The sequence below is a fragment of the Nonomuraea sediminis genome (assembly GCF_018531495.1).
Lineage (GTDB): Bacteria > Actinomycetota > Actinomycetes > Streptosporangiales > Streptosporangiaceae > Nonomuraea > Nonomuraea sediminis.
The window spans coordinates 1-17,148 of the sequence record NZ_JAHDTI010000006.1; the positions used below are offsets into that span (position 1 = coordinate 1).

Here is a 17,148-nt window from a genome sequence, read left to right on the forward strand (position 1 = left end):
TAGCTCCCGGGGGGCGCCGTTTTGGTGGGGTGGTGCGGGGGGGGCCCCCCCCCCGCCCCCCGACCGGTTTTTCCGGCAGGATGCGGCTATGCCCTTCTGGCTCTCCCCCATCTCCACCACCGACGTGGCCCGATCGCGGGTCAGGCTGGCGTGGCCACTGGCCCGCGGCGGCCAGGTGTGGTGGACCGAGGACCGTCCCGAGGAGGACGGCCGCACCACGATCATGCATCGCGCCGCGGACGGTTCCCGCCGCGAGCTGCTTCCGGCGCCGTGGAGCGCCCGCACGAGAGTCCACGAGTACGGCGGGCGCCCCTACGCCGTGGCCGAGTCCGGCGACGTGGTCTTCGCCGACCTGGCCGACCAGCGCCTGTACCGGCTGCCGGACCTGGAGCCGCTGACGCCCGAGAGCGGCGACCGGTACGCCGACCTGGTGGTCCGCGACGGCCAGGTGTGGTGCGTCAGGGAGCGGCACGGCGACGACGGCAAGGTCACCCGGGCCATCGTCTCGGTCCCGCTCGACGGCGGCGAGATCCGCGAGTGGGTCACCGGCTCCGACTTCTACGCATACCCCGAAATTTCGCCTGACGGGCGGCATCTCGCTTACATCTGCTGGAACCACCCGCGCATGCCGTGGAACGGCACCGAACTGCGCATCACCCGCCTGGAGGACGGCAACTCCTGGACCGTCAAGGGCGGCACGTCGGAGTCGGTGCTGGCGCCCCAGTGGAAGGACGGCAGCCACCTCTACCTGGTCTCCGACTGGTCCGGCTGGTGGAACCTCTACCAGATCGGCATCTACGGCACCTCCTCGCAGGCGCTCCACCCGGCCGAGGAGGAGTTCGCCGGGCCGCTGTGGAACCTGGGCGGCCGGCCGTACCTCGTCATGGACGACGGCAGGCTGGCGGTGCTGCACGGGCGCGGCGACCAGCGGCTGGGGCTGCTGGATCCGGACACGGGCACGCTCACCGACCTCGACGTGCCCTACGACGGCTGGAGCGGCGCGCTGGCCGCCGACGGGACGTCGGTGGTCGGGGTCGGATACGGCGCGCGGATCCCCGGGTCGCTGGTCAGGATCGACACCGTGACCAGCCGGGTGGAGGCGCTCAAGCGCGACGTCGAGGAGCTGCCCGACATCGCCTACCTGCCGGTGCCGCGCGCGGTGGAGCTGGAGAGCCGCTTCGGCAGGCACGTGCACGCCTACCTGTATCCGCCGTCCAACCCCGGCCAGCCGGAGGGGCCGAGGCCGTACGTGGTGTTCGTGCACGGCGGGCCGTCCGCGCACGCCACGACCGCGCTGGACCTGGAGAAGGCGTTCTTCACCTCGCGCGGCATCGGCGTGCTCGACGTCAACTACGGCGGTTCGACCGGGTACGGCAGGGCCTACAGGGAGCGGCTGAAGGGCCAGTGGGGCGTGGTCGACGTGGAGGACACGATCGTGGCCGCGCAGTGGCTGGCCGCCGAGGGGCTGGCCGATCCCGACCGGATCGCGGTGCGGGGCGGCAGCGCCGGCGGGTGGACGGTGATGGCGGCCTGCTGCACCTCCGACCTGTTCGCCGGGGGCGTGTCGTACTACGGGATCAGCGCGCTCGGCCCGCTGATGGCCACCACGCACGACTTCGAGTCCCGCTACGTGGAGTGGCTGGTCGGGCCGGAGGATCCGCAGCTGTACGCCTCGCGCGAGCCGCTGTCCCTCGTCGCGGGCGTCACCAAGCCGATGCTGCTGCTGCAGGGGCTGGACGACCCCGCCGTGCCGCCCGAGCAGTCGGAGGCCTTCGCCGACGCATTGTCGGAACGGGGCGTCCCGTGCACGTATCTGGCCTTCGAAGGGGAATCGCACGGGTTCCGCCGCAGCGAGACCAAGGCGACCGCGCTGGCCGCGGAGTTGGCCTTCTACCAGCAGATCTTCTTGATGTCCTGATCTGATAACACAGTCCGTACGAAATCGGCATCACTGTGCAGTCGCTACTCGGGAACAGTTGAATATCCGGTCCTCGACACCTCCCTCGGCAAGTGGGTTGCTCTTGGCAGGAAAACCGTAGGGCGCGCCCCGCGGCCACGGAGCGCGCCCCACCTCGGCCAGCCATTCAGGTACCCCATCTCGGCACGAGGGAGGGCTAGATGGCCAGCATGCGCCATCTCAGCATTGCCGTGGTAGCCACGGCAAGTCTGATCGCCGCCACCGCCTGTGCGACCCAGACAGGAAGCCAGACGACCACGGCGCCCAGCGCCGGCCAGGAGGCGGGAAAACCCGTCACCGGCGGCACCCTGAGATTGGTGGGCGGCGGCGACGTCGACCACCTCGACCCCACCAGCGCCTACTACACCGTCACCAGCGGTCTCATGCGGGGCTACGCCCGGCAGCTGTTCACCTTCGGCTCGGTGGCGACCGAGGCCGACACGACCAAGGCGTTCGCCCCGATCCCCGACATCGCCACGGAGATCCCCACGCAGGCCAACGGCGGCGTCAGCGCCGACAGCCTGACCTACACGATCAAGCTGCGCGACGGCGTGCAGTGGGACACCCAGCCGCCGCGCGCGGTGACGGCATCCGACGTCGTCCGCGGCATGAAGCGGCTCTGCAACCCGGTCGCCGGCTCCGGCGCGCCCGGCTACTACACCAGCACGATCAAGGGCATGAAGGAGTACTGCGACGCCTACGCCAAGGCCTTCGAGAAGGCCAAGCCCACCGCTGCGGCGCTGGCCCAGTTCCAGAACTCCCATGACATCGCGGGCGTCCAGGCCAAGGACGACAAGACCGTCGTCTTCACGCTGGTCCAGCCGGCCGGCGACTTCCTCAACATCATGTCGCTGAACTTCGCCTCGCCCGCGCCGCAGGAGTACGACCAGTACGTGCCGGACGACGCGACGTTCCGCCAGCACGTGATCTCCGACGGCCCGTACAAGATCACCAGCTACCAGGCCACGAAGTCGATCAAGCTGGAGAAGAACCCGGCCTGGAAGCAGGAGTCGGACCCGATCCGGCACCAGTACGTCAACGCCGTCGAGGTCAAGATGGGCGTGACCGAGCCCGACGCCGTCCAGCAGCAGATGGAGGCGGGCACCGCAGACCTGTCGTGGGACCTGCCGGTGCCCACCTCGGCGATCCCGCGGCTGAAGGGCGGCGACCCCAACTTCAAGATCTTCCCCGGCTCCGTCACGAACCCGTACCTCGTCTTCAACCTGCAGAGCAAGAACGAGAACGGGGCCATGGGCAAGCTCAAGGTCCGCCAGGCCATCGAGTACGCGATCAACAAGACCGCCATCGCCAAGGTGTACGGCGGCGCCGACGTCGCGGTCGCGATCCACACGGCCATCCCGCCGGGCAACATCGGCTACCAGGAGTACAACCCGTACCCGACCTCCGGTGACCAGGGCGACCCCGCCAAGTGCAAGCAACTGCTCACCGAGGCCGGCTACCCCAACGGTCTGAACCTGATCGGCGCCTTCCGCAACGCCGGCAACCACCCGGCCAACTTCCAGTCGTACTCCGCCGACCTGAAGAAGTGCGGGATCAACGTCAAGGGCCTGCCGGTGCGCCAGGGCGACTACTACGGCGCGTTCCTGCAGAACCCGACGATCGCCAAGGACAGCAAGTGGGACGTCTCGGCCCCCGGCTGGATCCCCGACTGGTACGGCAACAACGGCCGGGCCGTGGCCCAGCCGCTGTTCCAGACCAACTGCACTCCCGGCACCACCAACTTCGGCTGCTACAGCAACCCGAAGGTGGACGACCTGATCAAGCAGGCTCTCGGCGAGTCGGACCAGGCCAAGGCGGCCGCGCTGTGGCACCAGGTCGACCAGACGGTGATGGACGACGCGGTCATCGTGCCGCTGAACAACCAGAACTACCCCATCTACAAGAGCAAGCGGGTGAAGAACCCCCTCTACATGCCGAACTGGCAGTTCTACGACATCACCAACCTCTGGCTAGACCCCAACACGCCATGACGCTGCGGTAGCCGTGCCCGCGTGGCCGCGCGGGCACGGATTCCGTGAGGGAGGCACATGAGCCTGCTCGAGGTGACGAATCTGCACGTCTCCTTTCCCACTTCAGACGGCGTGGTCCAGGCGGTGCGCGGGCTGTCGCTCGCCGTCGACCGGGGCAAGACGCTGGCGATCGTCGGCGAGTCCGGCAGCGGCAAGACGGTCAGCACCCAGGCCATCCTCGGCCTGACCCCGGACGCGGACATCACGGGGACCGCCATGTTCGAGGACGTCGACCTGCTCAAGCTCGACCGCGAGCAGCTGCGGCGCATCCGCGGCGCCGAGATCAGCGTGGTCTTCCAGGACCCGCTGACCAGCCTGCACCCGCTCTACAAGGTGGGCTGGCAGATCGAGGAGCTCATCCGCGTGCACCAGCCGGACACCAGCCGCGCCACGGCCAGGAAGCGAGCGGTCGAGCTGCTCGGCCTGGTCGGCATCCCGCGGCCCGACCGGCGGGTCGACGACTATCCGCACCAGTTCTCCGGCGGCATGCGGCAGCGCGCGATGATCGCCATGGCGCTGGCGCTCAACCCCAAGCTGATCGTCGCCGACGAGCCGACCACCGCGCTCGACGCCACGGTCCAGGCGCAGATCCTCGAGCTCATCGCCAAGGTGCAGGCGGAGTTCGACATCGCGCTGATCCTCATCACCCACGACCTCGGCGTGGTGGCCGGCATCGCCGACGAGGTCATGGTCATGTACGCGGGCCTGGTCGTGGAGCGCGCCGACCGGCGCACCCTCTACTACCGGCCCCACCACCCCTACACCAAGGGCCTGCTGGAGTCGATCCCGGGCAGCACCGGCGCTCGCGAGGGCAGGCTCAGGCCCATCCCCGGCTCGCCTCCGAGCCTCATCGCGATCCCGTCCGGCTGCGCCTTCCATCCGCGCTGCCCCTACGCCATGCCGGTCTGCCCGGCCGAGGTACCGCCGCTGACCAGGGTGACCGGTGACACGGGGCACTCCTCCGCCTGCTGGCTGCCACACGAGGCGGTGGGGCTGACGGAAGAGGCCGAGGCGCTGCGCCTGCACGCCAAGGAGGGAACGTGACGCTGCTCGAGGTCGACAACGTCGTCAAGCACTTCCCGATCACCGCGGGAACCCTGATCAAGCACGCGATCGGCCAGGTACGCGCCGTCGACGGGGTCAGCCTGGAGCTGGCACCCGGCGAGACGCTCGGCCTGGTCGGCGAGACCGGCTGCGGCAAGTCCACGCTCGCCCGCTGCATCGCCGGGCTGCACCCGGTGACCTCAGGCAAGGTCCGCTTCGACGGCGACGACATCACCAACCTGCCGCGCTCCCAGATGCGCCGCTACCGGCGCGACATCCAGGTCATCTTCCAGGACCCGTACGGCTCGCTGAACCCGCGCCGCCGGGTGGGCTCGATCATCGCCGATCCGCTGGTCGTGCACCGGATCCAGCGGGGCGAGCAGCTTCGCCGTACCGTCCAGGACCTCATGGAGCGCGTCGGGCTGAACCCCGAGCACTACAACCGCTTCCCGGCCGAGTTCTCCGGCGGGCAGCGGCAGCGCATCGGGGTGGCCAGGGCGCTGGCGCTGAAACCGCGGCTGATCATCTGCGACGAGCCGGTGTCGGCGCTGGACGTGTCGATCCAGGCGCAGATCCTCAACCTGCTCAAGGATCTGCAGGACGACTTCGGGCTGACGTACCTGTTCATCGCGCACGACCTGTCGGTCGTGCGGCACGTCAGCGACAGGATCGCGGTGATGTATCTCGGGAAGGTCGTCGAACGCGCGGGGGCCGACGAGCTTCACGAGATACCTCGCCACCCCTACACCAACGCGCTGCTGTCGGCCACCGCGGTGGCCGACCCCGACGAGGCGGAGCGGAGGCATCGCATCATCCTGACCGGGGATGTGCCGTCGCCGATCGACCCGCCCTCCGGCTGCCGCTTCCATCCGCGCTGCCCAAAGGCCCGCGAGCGCTGCTCGGCCGAGGAGCCGCCGCTGGAGGCCAAACCGCACCCGGTGGCCTGCCACTTCCCCGTCGAGGTGGGCGAGGACCTCACCGCGAGGAGTACCGCATGACGCTAACCGAGATCCGGCCTGAGGCCGTCGCGGACCGCGGCATCGCCGGGCGCAGTCCGTGGCAGCTGGCCTGGGCCAGGATCAAGACCGACAAGGTGGCGCTGGTCTCCGGCGTGGTGATCGTGCTGCTTGCCGTGCTCGCGCTGGCCGCGCCGCTGATCGCCGCATGGAACGGCCATGATCCCGACGACCAGTTCCGCGACACCGGCATCACGCCGCAGGGGCTGCCCGTGGCGCCCAACGGCACGTTCTGGTTCGGCACCGACAGGCTCGGGCGCGACCTGTTCATCAGGGTGCTCTACGGGGCGCGCGTCTCGCTGCTGGTCGGCGTCGTGGCCACCGGGCTCGCGGCGCTGGTGGGCGTCGTGATCGGGCTCCTGGCGGGCTACTACGGCGGCGTGATCGACACGATCCTGTCGCGGCTGATGGACGTCGTGCTCTCCTTCCCTTACCTGATCTTCGCGATCGCGGTCGTGTCCATCGCCGGGCCGTCGCTGACGGCCACGATCGGGGTGATCGCGTTCTATTCCTGGGCGGCGATCGCCCGGGTCGTGCGCGGCCAGACCCTGTCGATCAAGGAACGGGAGTACGTCGAGGCCGCCAGGTCCATCGGCGCGGGCGACTTCCGGGTCATGTTCGTGGACATCCTGCCGAACCTGCTCGCGCCCGTGATCGTGCTCACCACGCTGCTCGTCCCCGCGGCCATCGTGTTCGAGTCGACGCTGTCGTACCTGGGGCTGGGCATCGTGCCGCCCACGCCGTCGTGGGGCAACCTGCTCAGCGAGGCCCAGGGCTTCTACCGCGTCGCCTACTGGTACCTGGGGTTCCCCGCCGCCACCCTGCTGATCACCACGCTCGCCTTCAACCTGGTCGGCGACGGCATCAGGGACGCCATCGACCCGCGCATGGAGCGCCTGTTCAGCCGCCGCAGGCGGCCCCGTCGACGTCGCGGGAAGGGGTAGCCGATGCTGCGCAGATTCCTCGTCCGCCGGATCCTGCTCGGCGTGCTGGTGCTGTGGCTGGTCACGCTGGGCACGTTCCTGCTGTTCTTCGTCGCGCCCAGCGACCCCGCCAGGACGCTGGCCGGACGGCAGGCCACGCCCGAGCAGGTGGACCTGATCCGCCGCAACCTCGGCCTGGACCGGCCGATCATGGTCCAGTACCTGGACTACGCCAACCGGCTCGTCCACGGCGACCTCGGCACCTCCTACTTCTCCAACGAATCCGTCGGCAAGCTGCTCGCCGAGGACTTCCCGCCCACGTTCTCGCTCGTCGTGGGCGGGGCGGTGATCTGGTTCACGATCGGCGTGGGGGCCGGCGTGCTCAGCGCCACCCGGGCCCGCTCGCTGCTCGACCGCGGGCTCACGCTGCTGGCGCTGGCCGGGGTGTCGATGCCCACGTTCGTGGTCGGGCTGATCCTGCTGTACTTCCTGTTCTTCCAGCTCACGATGGCCGGGATGCCGGTGCTGCCACCCGACTCCTACGTGTCCTTCTCCGACAGTCCCGGCGAATGGGCGCGACATCTGATCCTGCCGTGGATCACGCTCGCCACCGTCCAGGCGGCCACCTACTTACGGCTGACCCGCGGGTCGATGCTGGACGTCCTCGGCGAGGACTACATCCGCACCGCCCGCGCCAAGGGGGTGCCCGAGCAGCGGGTCATCTACCGCCACGGGCTCCGCGCGGCCCTCACACCGGTGGTGACGCAGCTCGGCGTCGACGTGGGCACGCTGATCGGCGGCGTGGTCGTCACCGAGTCGGTGTTCGGCCTCGGCGGCATCGGGCAGGCCGTCGTGCAGGCCTTCATCAGCGGCGACCTGCCGGTCATCATGGGCGTCGTCGTCCTGGCCACCACCGCGGTCGTCGTCGCCAACCTGCTGGTGGACATCACCTACGGCTTCCTCGACCCCCGGATCCGCCTCGCCTGAAGCGCGGGTGTGACCGCCCGCGGCCCCTCCCTCCCGCGCCGGCCACACCCGCCCAGGCACCTTCACAGGCATCTTCACAGGCATCCTGCACTTCACAGGCATCCTGTACGGCAAGCAGCCGCCACCGGCCGCCCGCCGCACTTCGGCCGAGGACACGCGCCCGGCGCTCCCGGCGAGTCGATCCCCCTGCCCCACCGTCACGGCGCTCCCTTGGGCGTCTACCGCGGCCATGGCTCAGTACCGCGCTCCAGCAGGTGCCAACCGCGATCACGGGTCAGTACCGCGCTCCAGCAGGCGCCTACCGCGATTGCGGGTCAGCACCGGACAGGGCGTCCGGCAAACCCGGTGGCCGGGCGTGCACGCTGGTGGCGGTGATTGGCCGTACCTCTGGGTTCTGGCTTGGCTACCAGGTCTTGTCGAGGAAGGCGGCGATCAGGGGGGCGATCTCGGGGAGGTGGTCTTCCAGGGCGAAGTGGCCGGTGTTGAAGAGGTGGAGGTCGGCGTCCGGAAGGTCGCGGAGGTAGGCGTGGGCGCCGGGCTCGGGGAAGAACAGGTCGTTGACGCCCCAGGTGACGAGCGCGGGCGGCCGGTGCTCGCGCATCCACGCCTGCCAGCGCTCGTACTGCCCCACGTTGGAGCGGTAGTCGAAGGCCAGCGCGACCTGCGCCTCCTTACGGCCGGGCAGGTCCAGGTAGTGCTGGTCGAGCGTCCATCCGTCCGGCGCAACCAGCTCGGGATCGGCGGTGCCGCCCTCGTACTGCCCGCGCGTGCTCTCCAGCGTCAGCAGCCCCCGGACCTGGTCGTCCTGCGCGTTCCAGATGAAGTCCTTGGCCATGTCCGACAAGCCTTCCTCGTAGGCGTTGCCGTTCTGCACCACCAGCCCGGCAACCCACTCGGGATGCCGCACCGCCAGCCGGAACCCGACCGGCGCCCCGAAGTCGAACACGTACATCGCGAACCGCGACAGCCCGAGCCCGCGCACGAACCCCTCGACCACATCGGCCAGCCGATCGAAGGAGTACTCGAACCCCTCCGGCACCTCGGTCTGCCCGAACCCGGGGTAGTCAGGCGCGATCAGCCGATACCGCACCCCCAGCACGTCGATCAGCCGCCTGAACTGGTGCGAAGCCGAGGGGAACCCGTGCAGCAGCAACAACACCGGGGCATCGTCCCTCTCGGGCACCGACTCGCGATAGAAGACCCGAACACCATCAACGTCGAGATACCGGTGCACGACCCGAGCAACTGTCACCATGACTAATGCCTTCCTTCATCAAAGATGCATTAGTTATAGCGGGACCACCCCTAATGCGTCAACCCGCCGATGTACCATTAGACACATGATGGAGAGGCCACCCCGCACCGACGAACCCCTGACCGGCGAACACCTGGCCCTGGACCTCGTCAACACCCTCTACGCCACCGGCGACCACCTCGCCACCCTCCCCGGCCTCCACCACTGGCTAACCCTCGAATCCCCCCGCCTCACCCCCACCCTCCCCACAGAGCCTGACACCCGCCTGACTGGAGCCGATGCACAGCCCCTAGCCACCGGCACCCGCCTGCCCGACCCCGACGCGCACCCCTCAGCGACCGACGCCCACCCCACAGAGACCGACGCACGTCCCTCAGACGCTGGCGCCCCCCTGACCGAGCACGATGCGCGCCCCTCAGCGACTGACACCGACCCCACAGAGACCGACGATCGATACTCAGGGGGCGATGCCCGCCTCGCGGAGGGCGACGCGGAGATGATCCGCGACCTGCGCGCCCACGTTTCCGCCGCACTGGCTCATGTACGCCAAGGCACTCCTCCCCCGGCTCAGTCCCTGGCAGCCATCACTGAGGCCCAGCGTGCCGCCCCCACCCACACCACTCTGACCTGGGACGACGGCCACCTGACGGCCACCATGCATCGCCAGGGCACCCCGGGCGCCCGCCTCGCGGCCCAACTGGCCGACGCCGCCGTCGACCTCCTGACGGGCGACGTCACCCGCATCCGCCAATGCGAGGGCCACGACTGCGTCATGCTCTTCATCCCCGCCCACCCCCGCCGCAGATGGTGCTCCACCACCACCTGCGGCAACCGAGCCCGAGTAGCCCGCCACTACGCCCGCCACAAGCCCACCTGACACCCTGGATCCCGCCTCCGCCGCGGACCGCCCCAGGCCTGCCCCTGCTACGGACCACCCCCGCCCGCCCCTGCCGCGGACCACCCAAGTCCCGCTTCTGCTACAAACCCACCCGTATCCCGCCTCCGCCGCGTACTGCCCTGGATCCGATCTCTGCCGCGAACACCCCGGGTCCCGCCTCGGCCACAGAACACCGGGCTCCCACCTCCGCAACAAACCGCCCCGAGTCCCGCCTCGGCCACAGACCACCCAGGTCCCACCTCCGCAGCAACCTCCCCGGGGCTCGCCTCGCCACAGACCACCCCACACCTCCGGGCAGACCTCCCGGGGTCACGCCTCGGCCGTGGGTCGCCCGGGTTTCGGTGTCTCTCAGCCCCGGTGGGCTTCCCAGGCGCCGGGTCGGCGGGAAGGTATGCGGCGGAAGTCGGCGCCCTGTACGGCGAGCAGCCAAGACCGCGCCAAACGCCCAACGAAGCGCGGAGCCGGTGAGCGGCCCACGACCGCGGAACCCAGGCCGACGCAGCGCCGTAACGGCGAGCAAGCGGCACCGACTCGCCGGCAGCGCCGCCCACAGGCCCTCAACCCACGACGGCGGTCGGCGGTCGCGGCGGCCCGCCGTACAAGAGCCCACAACCGCCAAGCACCTGGGCCGCACAACAGCCCGAGCCCCAAGCTGCACAACCGTCAATCGACTGGCCCGCACAACAGTCCAGACCTCAGCCATACAAGAACCCGACGAATGTGCAGTACAAGAATGCAGCGCCTGGGCCGTACAGATGCCTGAGGGCAGGGACTGGTGGGCTGTCAGCGGGCGAATTCGGTGGCGCGGGACTCGCGGACGACCGTGATCCGGATCTGGCCCGGATAGGTGAGTTCCTCTTCGACCTGCTTCGCCACGTCCCGGGCGATCACCTGTGCCTGGATGTCGTCGACGGCGTCCGGCTTGACCATGACCCGGATCTCCCGCCCGGCCTGCATCGCGAAGACCTTCTCGACCCCGTCGTAGGACTGCGCGATCTCCTCCAGCCGCTCCAGCCGCTTCACGTACGCCTCGAGCGACTCCCGTCGCGCTCCCGGGCGGCTGCCGCTGATCGCGTCGGCGGCCTGGGTGAGGACGGCTTCGACGGTGCGGACCTCGACCTCGTTGTGGTGCGCCTCGATGGCGTGCACCACGTCCTCCTCCTCGCCGTACCGCCGGGCGATCTCCGCGCCGATCAGCGCGTGGCTGCCCTCGACCTCGTGCGTGAGTGCCTTGCCGATGTCGTGCAGCAGCGCACAGCGCTTCATGAGCGGCTGGTTCATCTTCAGCTCGGCGGCCATGATCCCGGCGATGTGCGCCGACTCGATGAGGTGCTTGAGGACGTTCTGCCCATACGAGGTGCGGTAGCGGAGCTGGCCCAGCAGCAGGGTGAGTTCTGGATGCATGTCCGTGATGCCCAGCTCGACCAGCGCGTCCTCGCCCGCCCGGGCGCACAGGTCGGCGACCTCGGCGCGGCTGCGGTCGTGGGCCTCCTCGATGCGCTGCGGGTGGATGCGGCCGTCGAGGACGAGCTTCTCCAGCGTCAGCCGCGCCGTCTCCCGGCGTACCGGGTCGAAACACGACAGCAGCACCGCTTCTGGGGTGTCGTCGATGATGAGGTTCACACCGGTCGTCGACTCGAACGCCCGGATATTTCGCCCCTCGCGGCCGATGATGCGGCCCTTCATCTCATCGCCGGGCAGATGCAGCACGCTGACGACCGACTCCGCCGTCTGCTCGGCCGCCACCCGCTGTACGGCGAGCGTCACGATCTTCGTGGCGCGCTTCTCGCCCTCCTTGCGCGCGTCCCCCTCGATCTCCCTGACGATCAGGGCGGCCTCGCGCTTGGCCTGGTTCTCGATCTCCTTGACCAGCTCGGTCTTGGCCTGATCGGTGGTGAGCCCGGCGACGCGTTCCAGGATGCGGCGGCGCTCCTCCTCGACCTGCAGCAGTTCCTCGCGGCGGTCGGCCAGCTCGATCTCGGTCTCGGCCAGCTTGCGGTCGCGCTCGGACTGCCTGCGGGCCTCCTCGTCCAGGCGCTGCTCGCGTTCGGCCAGGCGACCCTCGCGGCGTTCGAGGTCGGCGCGGAGCTCCTTGAGCTCGGACTTCCGTATCCGGCTCTCCTCCTCCACCTCGCGGCGCATCTCCACGGCGCTCTCGGCGGCGGCCTCCGACCTGCGCAGGATCTCCTCGGCGTCGGACTCGGCCTTCTCGCGGATCTGCCCCGCCTCCTGGCGGGCCTGCTCCAGCTCCTGGTGGACGGCGGCGGCCTGCTCGGGCGTGGGCTTGGCCAGGCGGGAGTTGTCACCGGAGGTGCGACGTACGACGAGGACAAGCGTGGCGATCATCCCGATCGCGAGCAGGAGCACAGCCACCGACAGCACCACGACTAGCGGCCCCATGTGCGCCCCGCCCTCCTCGTATCGTAACGACTCGCGGCCTCGAAACGGGAGGGGTCACATGCGCGGCACGGAATGCGGCTGGAACGATTTCTGCCCAAGGCCGACCGGGCGTCGACTGCTGTAGCCGACACCTCGCCCACCTCGGTCAATCGAGCTCGTACGTCCGTCGTTCACCGGTATGGCAATCCGCGCTGCGCGGAGTAACTCCTCACTGCCGTCGAGGTTATGCGTCGAACAAGTCACGAGCAAGCAAACGCGTCATCAAGCGTGTCTTACGGGCTACCCCTGCGGAATTCAGGCAGATATCACCCGAATAGCCCCACTCTTCCAGTGCCGCCCGAGATCACCCCTCCAGTCCCCACCTACGCCCCCAACAACCCCCCACGATCTTGCCAGCCCCTCCCACCGCACCGCCGCACCCCCATCAGCCCAGCCCTCCCACCGCACCCCCCATCAGCCCAGCCCTTCCACCGCCAACTCCCTCTGCCACCCCAACGCCCCTCACCACCCCGACTCCCTCTGCCAGCCCAGATCTCTGCGCCGCCTCAGCTCCTTTTGCAGCCCGTCATCTCCGCGAGACCTCTCGCCTTCTGGAGGTCTTCTCACTGCCCTGGCCCCGCCCGGCTTCCGCGGACGCGCCACGCCCGCGGAATCAGGTCACACTTCCCACGCCCTTATCACTGCCTGCGTGCGCACCGCACCCGTAGCGCATTCGCCCGCAGCTAGGCGCCCTGCATCCCGATGCGTCTGTGGCGGTGCACACGTCCTGACGGTCGCCGAGCCGCGCCGACGCAGCTGGTGGGCCGTGTCCTGACGGTCGCCAAGCCGGCCGACATGGCTGGTGGGCCATGTCCTGACGGTCGCCAAGCCGTGCCGACACGGCTGGTGCTGAGCGGTCCTGTCGGTCGCCGAGCCGCGCCGACGCAGCTGGTGGGCCGTGTCCTGACGGTCGTGAAGCCGTGTCGATACGGCTGGTGGTGGGCCGTCCTGGCGGTTGCCGAGCCGTGCCGACGCGGCTGGTGGGGCACGGCCTGACGGTCGCCGAGCTGTCTCGGTGCGCGCCGTGAGGTCAGAAGCCGTGGTGTCAGAAGGGGTCTTCTTCGACTTCGATGCCCTCTTGTTCGAGAGCTTCGCGGACGACGCGATAGGAGAGGCCGGGTGGGTAGCCCTTGCGGGCGAGCATGCCTGCCAGGCGGCGGGTGCGGGCCTGGGGGTCGAGGCCGCGGGTGGCGGCGAGTTTGCGTTCGACCAGGCGGCGGGCGGTTTCGAGCTCCTGGTCGGGGTCGAGGCGTTCGACTGCTTCGTTGACGGTCTCCGAGTCGACGCCGCGGTGGCGGAGCTCGGCGGCCAAGGCGCGCTTGGCCAGGCCGCGGCCGTGGTGGCGCGAGTCGACCCACGCCTCGGCGAACGCCTCGTCGTTGATGAGTCCCAGCTCGGAGAACCGGTCGAGCACCGTCTCCGCGGCCTCATCGGGGATGTCCCGCTTGCGCAGCGCCTCGGCCAGCTGAGCCCTCGTCTTCGGCGCCATGGTCAGCAACCGCAGCACTACGGCTCGCGCCACCGACTCCGGATCCGCCGGCGGCCCTGACGCGGCCACCGAACCCTCATCAGGCCCGTCAGGCAACCGCCCCCCGGCCCGTCGCCCACCACGACGCCCCGCCCCACCACGCCGCCCACGGCCACGAGAGGGCTCATCGGGCCCCGCCATCGGCGGCTGCCACCAGGCATCCAACGCCGAATCGCCTGTCATCCCCTGGGCAGCCTCGTCTACCTCACGACCGCCAGCCTTCCCCCAAGCAGCCTCATCTGCCCCTGGATCGCCAGCCTCTCCCCCACCAGCCTGGTCTATCCCTCGACCGCCAGCCTGGTCGGCCTCACGACCGCCGGTCTTCCACTTGGCGGCCTCGTCGACTCCACGATCGCCGGTCTTTCTCCTAGCGGCCTCGTCTGCCTCACGACCGCCGGCCTTCTCCCAGGCAGCCTCATCTGCCCCTGGATCGCCAGCCTCTCCCTCACCAGCCTGGTCGGCCTCACGATCGCCGGTCTTCCTCTTGGCGGCCTGGTCGGCTTCGCGGCCGCCGACCTTTCTCCTGGCGGTCTCGTGTGCCTCACGGTCGCCTGCCTTGGACGTGCCAGCCCTCGGCGCCCCCGTTGCGAACAAGCCATTCCAGGGGTCATCTTGCGCACCCGCCCCGAACCAGTCGCCTTCGGGGACATCAGAGCCCGGCCCCCATGGCCGGCGCCCTGACCACGATCCCTCGGAACCATCAGAGCCCACCTCTTGGGCCCCACGCCCCCAGGCACCAGAACCCCCGGCTCCACGCCCCCAGGCACCAGATCCAGCGCCCTCGGCCACCTGGCCCCAGCCGCGTGAACCGGAGCCCGGACGATCAGCGTCACCGGAGCTACCCGAACCCACGGAGCTAGGCGCATCGGAACCCGAAGCGCCAGACCGTCGACCTGGCGCATTCTCGTCCGGCGAACTCTCGGAACCCGCGCTGCCGGACCCCCCAGCCGGCGCGTCCTCGCCCCGCGGAGCCGTGGGCCCGCGGCGGGGGGTGTCTGGCCAGGTGCCCCAGTCGTGGGGGTGGGACGGGTCCGAGTCGTGCATGGGGATCAGACGTCGCCCGGCTTGGGCGTGGCGGCAGCCTTGGCGCCTCGGCCGGTGGCGGCCGGTGCGGCGGCGGGCGCGGGAGCCTCGGCGGGAGCGTCGATGCGGGGACCGACGCCGAGCTTGTCCTTGATCTTCTTCTCGATCTCGTTGGCCATGTCGGGGTGGTTCTTCAGGAAGTTGCGCGCGTTCTCCTTGCCCTGGCCGAGCTGGTCGCCCTCGTAGGTGTACCAGGCGCCGGACTTGCGGACGAACCCGTGCTCCACACCCATGTCGATGAGGCCACCCTCACGCGAGACGCCCACGCCGTACAGGATGTCGAAGTCGGCCACGCGGAAGGGCGGGGCCATCTTGTTCTTGACGACCTTGACCCGGGTGCGGTTGCCGACGGCCTCCGTGCCGTCCTTCAGCGTCTCGATGCGGCGGATGTCGAGGCGGACCGAGGCATAGAACTTCAGCGCCTTACCGCCGGTCGTGGTCTCCGGCGAGCCGAACATGACGCCGATCTTCTCGCGCAGCTGGTTGATGAAGATGGCGGTGGTGTTGGTGCTGTTCAGAGCACCCGCCACCTTGCGCAGGGCCTGGGACATCAGGCGGGCCTGGAGGCCGACGTGGCTGTCGCCCATCTCGCCCTCGATCTCGGCCTTGGGCACCAGGGCGGCCACCGAGTCGATGACGATGATGTCGACCGCGCCCGACCTGATCAGCATGTCGGCGATCTCCAGCGCCTGCTCACCGGTGTCGGGCTGGGACACCAGGAGCGCGTCGGTGTCGACGCCGAGCTTCTTGGCGTATTCGGGGTCGAGGGCGTGCTCGGCGTCGATGAAGGCCGCGATGCCGCCCGCGCGCTGGGCGTTGGCCACGGCGTGCAGGGCGACCGTGGTCTTACCCGACGACTCGGGGCCGTAGACCTCGACGATCCTGCCGCGCGGGAGACCACCGATGCCCAGCGCCACGTCCAGGGCGATCGATCCGGTGGGGATCACCTCGATGGGAGCCCGGGCGTCATCGCCGAGGCGCATGACGGAGCCCTTGCCGAACTGGCGCTCGATCTGGGCGAGGGCAGTCTCAAGGGCCTTCTCGCGGTCGTTGATAGCCATGGGAACTCCCCTGAAGGGTCGTGGTCGGTTCAGTCGAGTGAAAGCTACGGGCTCCCACCGACATTTTCCGGAGAAGCCGAGTTTCATCGTAGCCGAACGACTGTTCGATCACACCCCGGACACGCTGTTTACGCTGCATGAGGTACGGCGAGCCACCGCCACCGCCGCCCACCGTCGTGAGCTGGGGATCTGTGGCCGAGCGCTGCTTGCGAGTCGAGGACGCTTGCCCGCCGTCACGGCGCTCCGTAAGCCGCGTCCCACGGTCGTGGTAGCCCGCCGTACAGGGCGCCGCGCCATGCACCGTCCCGCCGACCCGGCGCCTGGAAGAACCGCCGGCGTCCGTACAAGAACCGCCCGGGTCTCTGAAGGAGCCCAGCCGGGGCCCTCGCATACATGGGCAATACGCCAGGCGTGTTGTCGCAGGCCAGCAGGTGGGGACACCTTGGGGTGTGGCGAACTCGTACACGAGTGAACGGCGCGTCCATCTCGAGGCCCTGGCCGGGCTGCTACCCGATCACGGGCTGGTGAGCCGGCTGGTCGGCGGCGACGATCCGGTGCTGTGGGTCTGGCATCCGCGCACGGGCAGACAGACGATCATCTTCGCCACGCCGGCGCACAACGGCTGGCTCTTCCTGTGGTCGGCGGGCGGTCAGGGCCCCGCCGACGACCTGGAGCGCACGGCGCTCACGCTGAAGGAGGCGCTAGTGCAGCCGGGGTGAGACGTTCTCGACCTGGCAGACCGCGCGCCACACGGTCTTGGCGCTCTCGCCCTCGGCCAGCGCCTGCTGCACGGTGCGCCCGCCCAGCGGGGCCAGGACGTAGTCCGTGGCCCAGGACTCGGCGTAGGTGTCGCCGAAGTGGGCGCGCATCCGTCTCCAGAACTCGGTGAGGCGCATCTTCCAAGTATGGGGTGGGTAGGACAGTGCC

13 protein-coding genes are annotated in these 17,148 nt (G+C 69.6%); 8 read left to right on the forward strand and 5 right to left on the reverse strand.

What is annotated here, in order from left to right:
• The first annotated feature begins 88 nt into the window (after positions 1-88).
• The 6 genes from KIK09_RS27040 to KIK09_RS27065 all read left to right on the forward strand — a co-directional run bounded on the left by KIK09_RS27040 (position 89) and on the right by KIK09_RS27065 (position 7,957).
• On the forward strand, positions 89-1,918 hold the full coding sequence (locus tag KIK09_RS27040) for a S9 family peptidase (RefSeq protein ID WP_214322182.1): 1,830 nt from the start codon (positions 89-91) through the stop codon (positions 1,916-1,918).
• 200 nt (positions 1,919-2,118) lie between these two features.
• Positions 2,119-3,948 (forward strand): ABC transporter substrate-binding protein, encoded by a 1,830-nt coding sequence (locus KIK09_RS27045; RefSeq protein WP_214322183.1) that lies wholly within the window; start codon positions 2,119-2,121, stop codon positions 3,946-3,948.
• A 57-nt stretch (positions 3,949-4,005) separates the two neighbouring features.
• Complete coding sequence (locus tag KIK09_RS27050; protein ID WP_214322184.1) at positions 4,006-5,031, forward strand: ABC transporter ATP-binding protein; 1,026 nt, start codon at positions 4,006-4,008, stop codon at positions 5,029-5,031.
• Complete coding sequence (locus KIK09_RS27055) at positions 5,028-6,029, forward strand: ABC transporter ATP-binding protein (protein WP_214322185.1); 1,002 nt, start codon at positions 5,028-5,030, stop codon at positions 6,027-6,029. The genes KIK09_RS27050 and KIK09_RS27055 overlap by 4 nt, the downstream gene beginning before the upstream one ends.
• Positions 6,026-6,991 (forward strand): ABC transporter permease, encoded by a 966-nt coding sequence (locus KIK09_RS27060; protein WP_214322186.1) that lies wholly within the window; start codon positions 6,026-6,028, stop codon positions 6,989-6,991. Before KIK09_RS27055 ends, KIK09_RS27060 begins: the two co-directional genes overlap by 4 nt.
• Before the next feature lie 3 nt (positions 6,992-6,994).
• Positions 6,995-7,957 (forward strand): ABC transporter permease, encoded by a 963-nt coding sequence (locus tag KIK09_RS27065; protein ID WP_250573875.1) that lies wholly within the window; start codon positions 6,995-6,997, stop codon positions 7,955-7,957.
• 403 nt (positions 7,958-8,360) lie between these two features.
• On the opposite strand, the gene KIK09_RS27070 is transcribed toward KIK09_RS27065, so the two are convergent.
• The gene (locus tag KIK09_RS27070) at positions 8,361-9,212 is read right to left on the reverse strand and encodes an alpha/beta fold hydrolase (RefSeq protein ID WP_214322187.1); all 852 of its coding nucleotides are present in this window, start codon (positions 9,210-9,212) and stop codon (positions 8,361-8,363) included.
• Between the two features lie 85 nt (positions 9,213-9,297).
• Between KIK09_RS27070 and KIK09_RS27075 the strand changes: the two genes are divergently transcribed.
• Positions 9,298-10,089, forward strand: coding sequence for a CGNR zinc finger domain-containing protein (locus tag KIK09_RS27075; RefSeq protein WP_214322188.1), 792 nt, complete (start codon positions 9,298-9,300; stop codon positions 10,087-10,089).
• A gap of 804 nt (positions 10,090-10,893) precedes the next feature.
• Here KIK09_RS27075 and rny read toward each other — a convergent pair.
• The 3 genes from rny to recA all read right to left on the reverse strand — a co-directional run bounded on the left by rny (position 10,894) and on the right by recA (position 16,221).
• Positions 10,894-12,510, reverse strand: a complete 1,617-nt coding sequence (gene rny, locus KIK09_RS27080) for a ribonuclease Y (RefSeq protein ID WP_214322189.1) — start codon at positions 12,508-12,510, stop codon at positions 10,894-10,896.
• Between the two features lie 1,084 nt (positions 12,511-13,594).
• Complete coding sequence (gene recX, locus KIK09_RS27085) at positions 13,595-14,107, reverse strand: recombination regulator RecX (protein ID WP_308164306.1); 513 nt, start codon at positions 14,105-14,107, stop codon at positions 13,595-13,597.
• A gap of 1,019 nt (positions 14,108-15,126) precedes the next feature.
• On the reverse strand, positions 15,127-16,221 hold the full coding sequence (recA, locus tag KIK09_RS27090; protein WP_214322190.1) for a recombinase RecA: 1,095 nt from the start codon (positions 16,219-16,221) through the stop codon (positions 15,127-15,129).
• A 449-nt stretch (positions 16,222-16,670) separates the two neighbouring features.
• Between recA and KIK09_RS27095 the strand changes: the two genes are divergently transcribed.
• Complete coding sequence (locus KIK09_RS27095) at positions 16,671-16,940, forward strand: hypothetical protein (RefSeq protein WP_214322191.1); 270 nt, start codon at positions 16,671-16,673, stop codon at positions 16,938-16,940.
• Here KIK09_RS27095 and KIK09_RS27100 read toward each other — a convergent pair.
• Positions 16,923-17,117 carry a DUF3046 domain-containing protein gene (locus tag KIK09_RS27100; RefSeq protein ID WP_214322192.1) on the reverse strand — a complete coding sequence of 65 codons (195 nt, stop codon included), beginning with the start codon at positions 17,115-17,117 and terminating at the stop codon, positions 16,923-16,925. The genes KIK09_RS27095 and KIK09_RS27100 overlap by 18 nt on opposite strands.
• Positions 17,118-17,148: the final 31 nt, after the last annotated feature.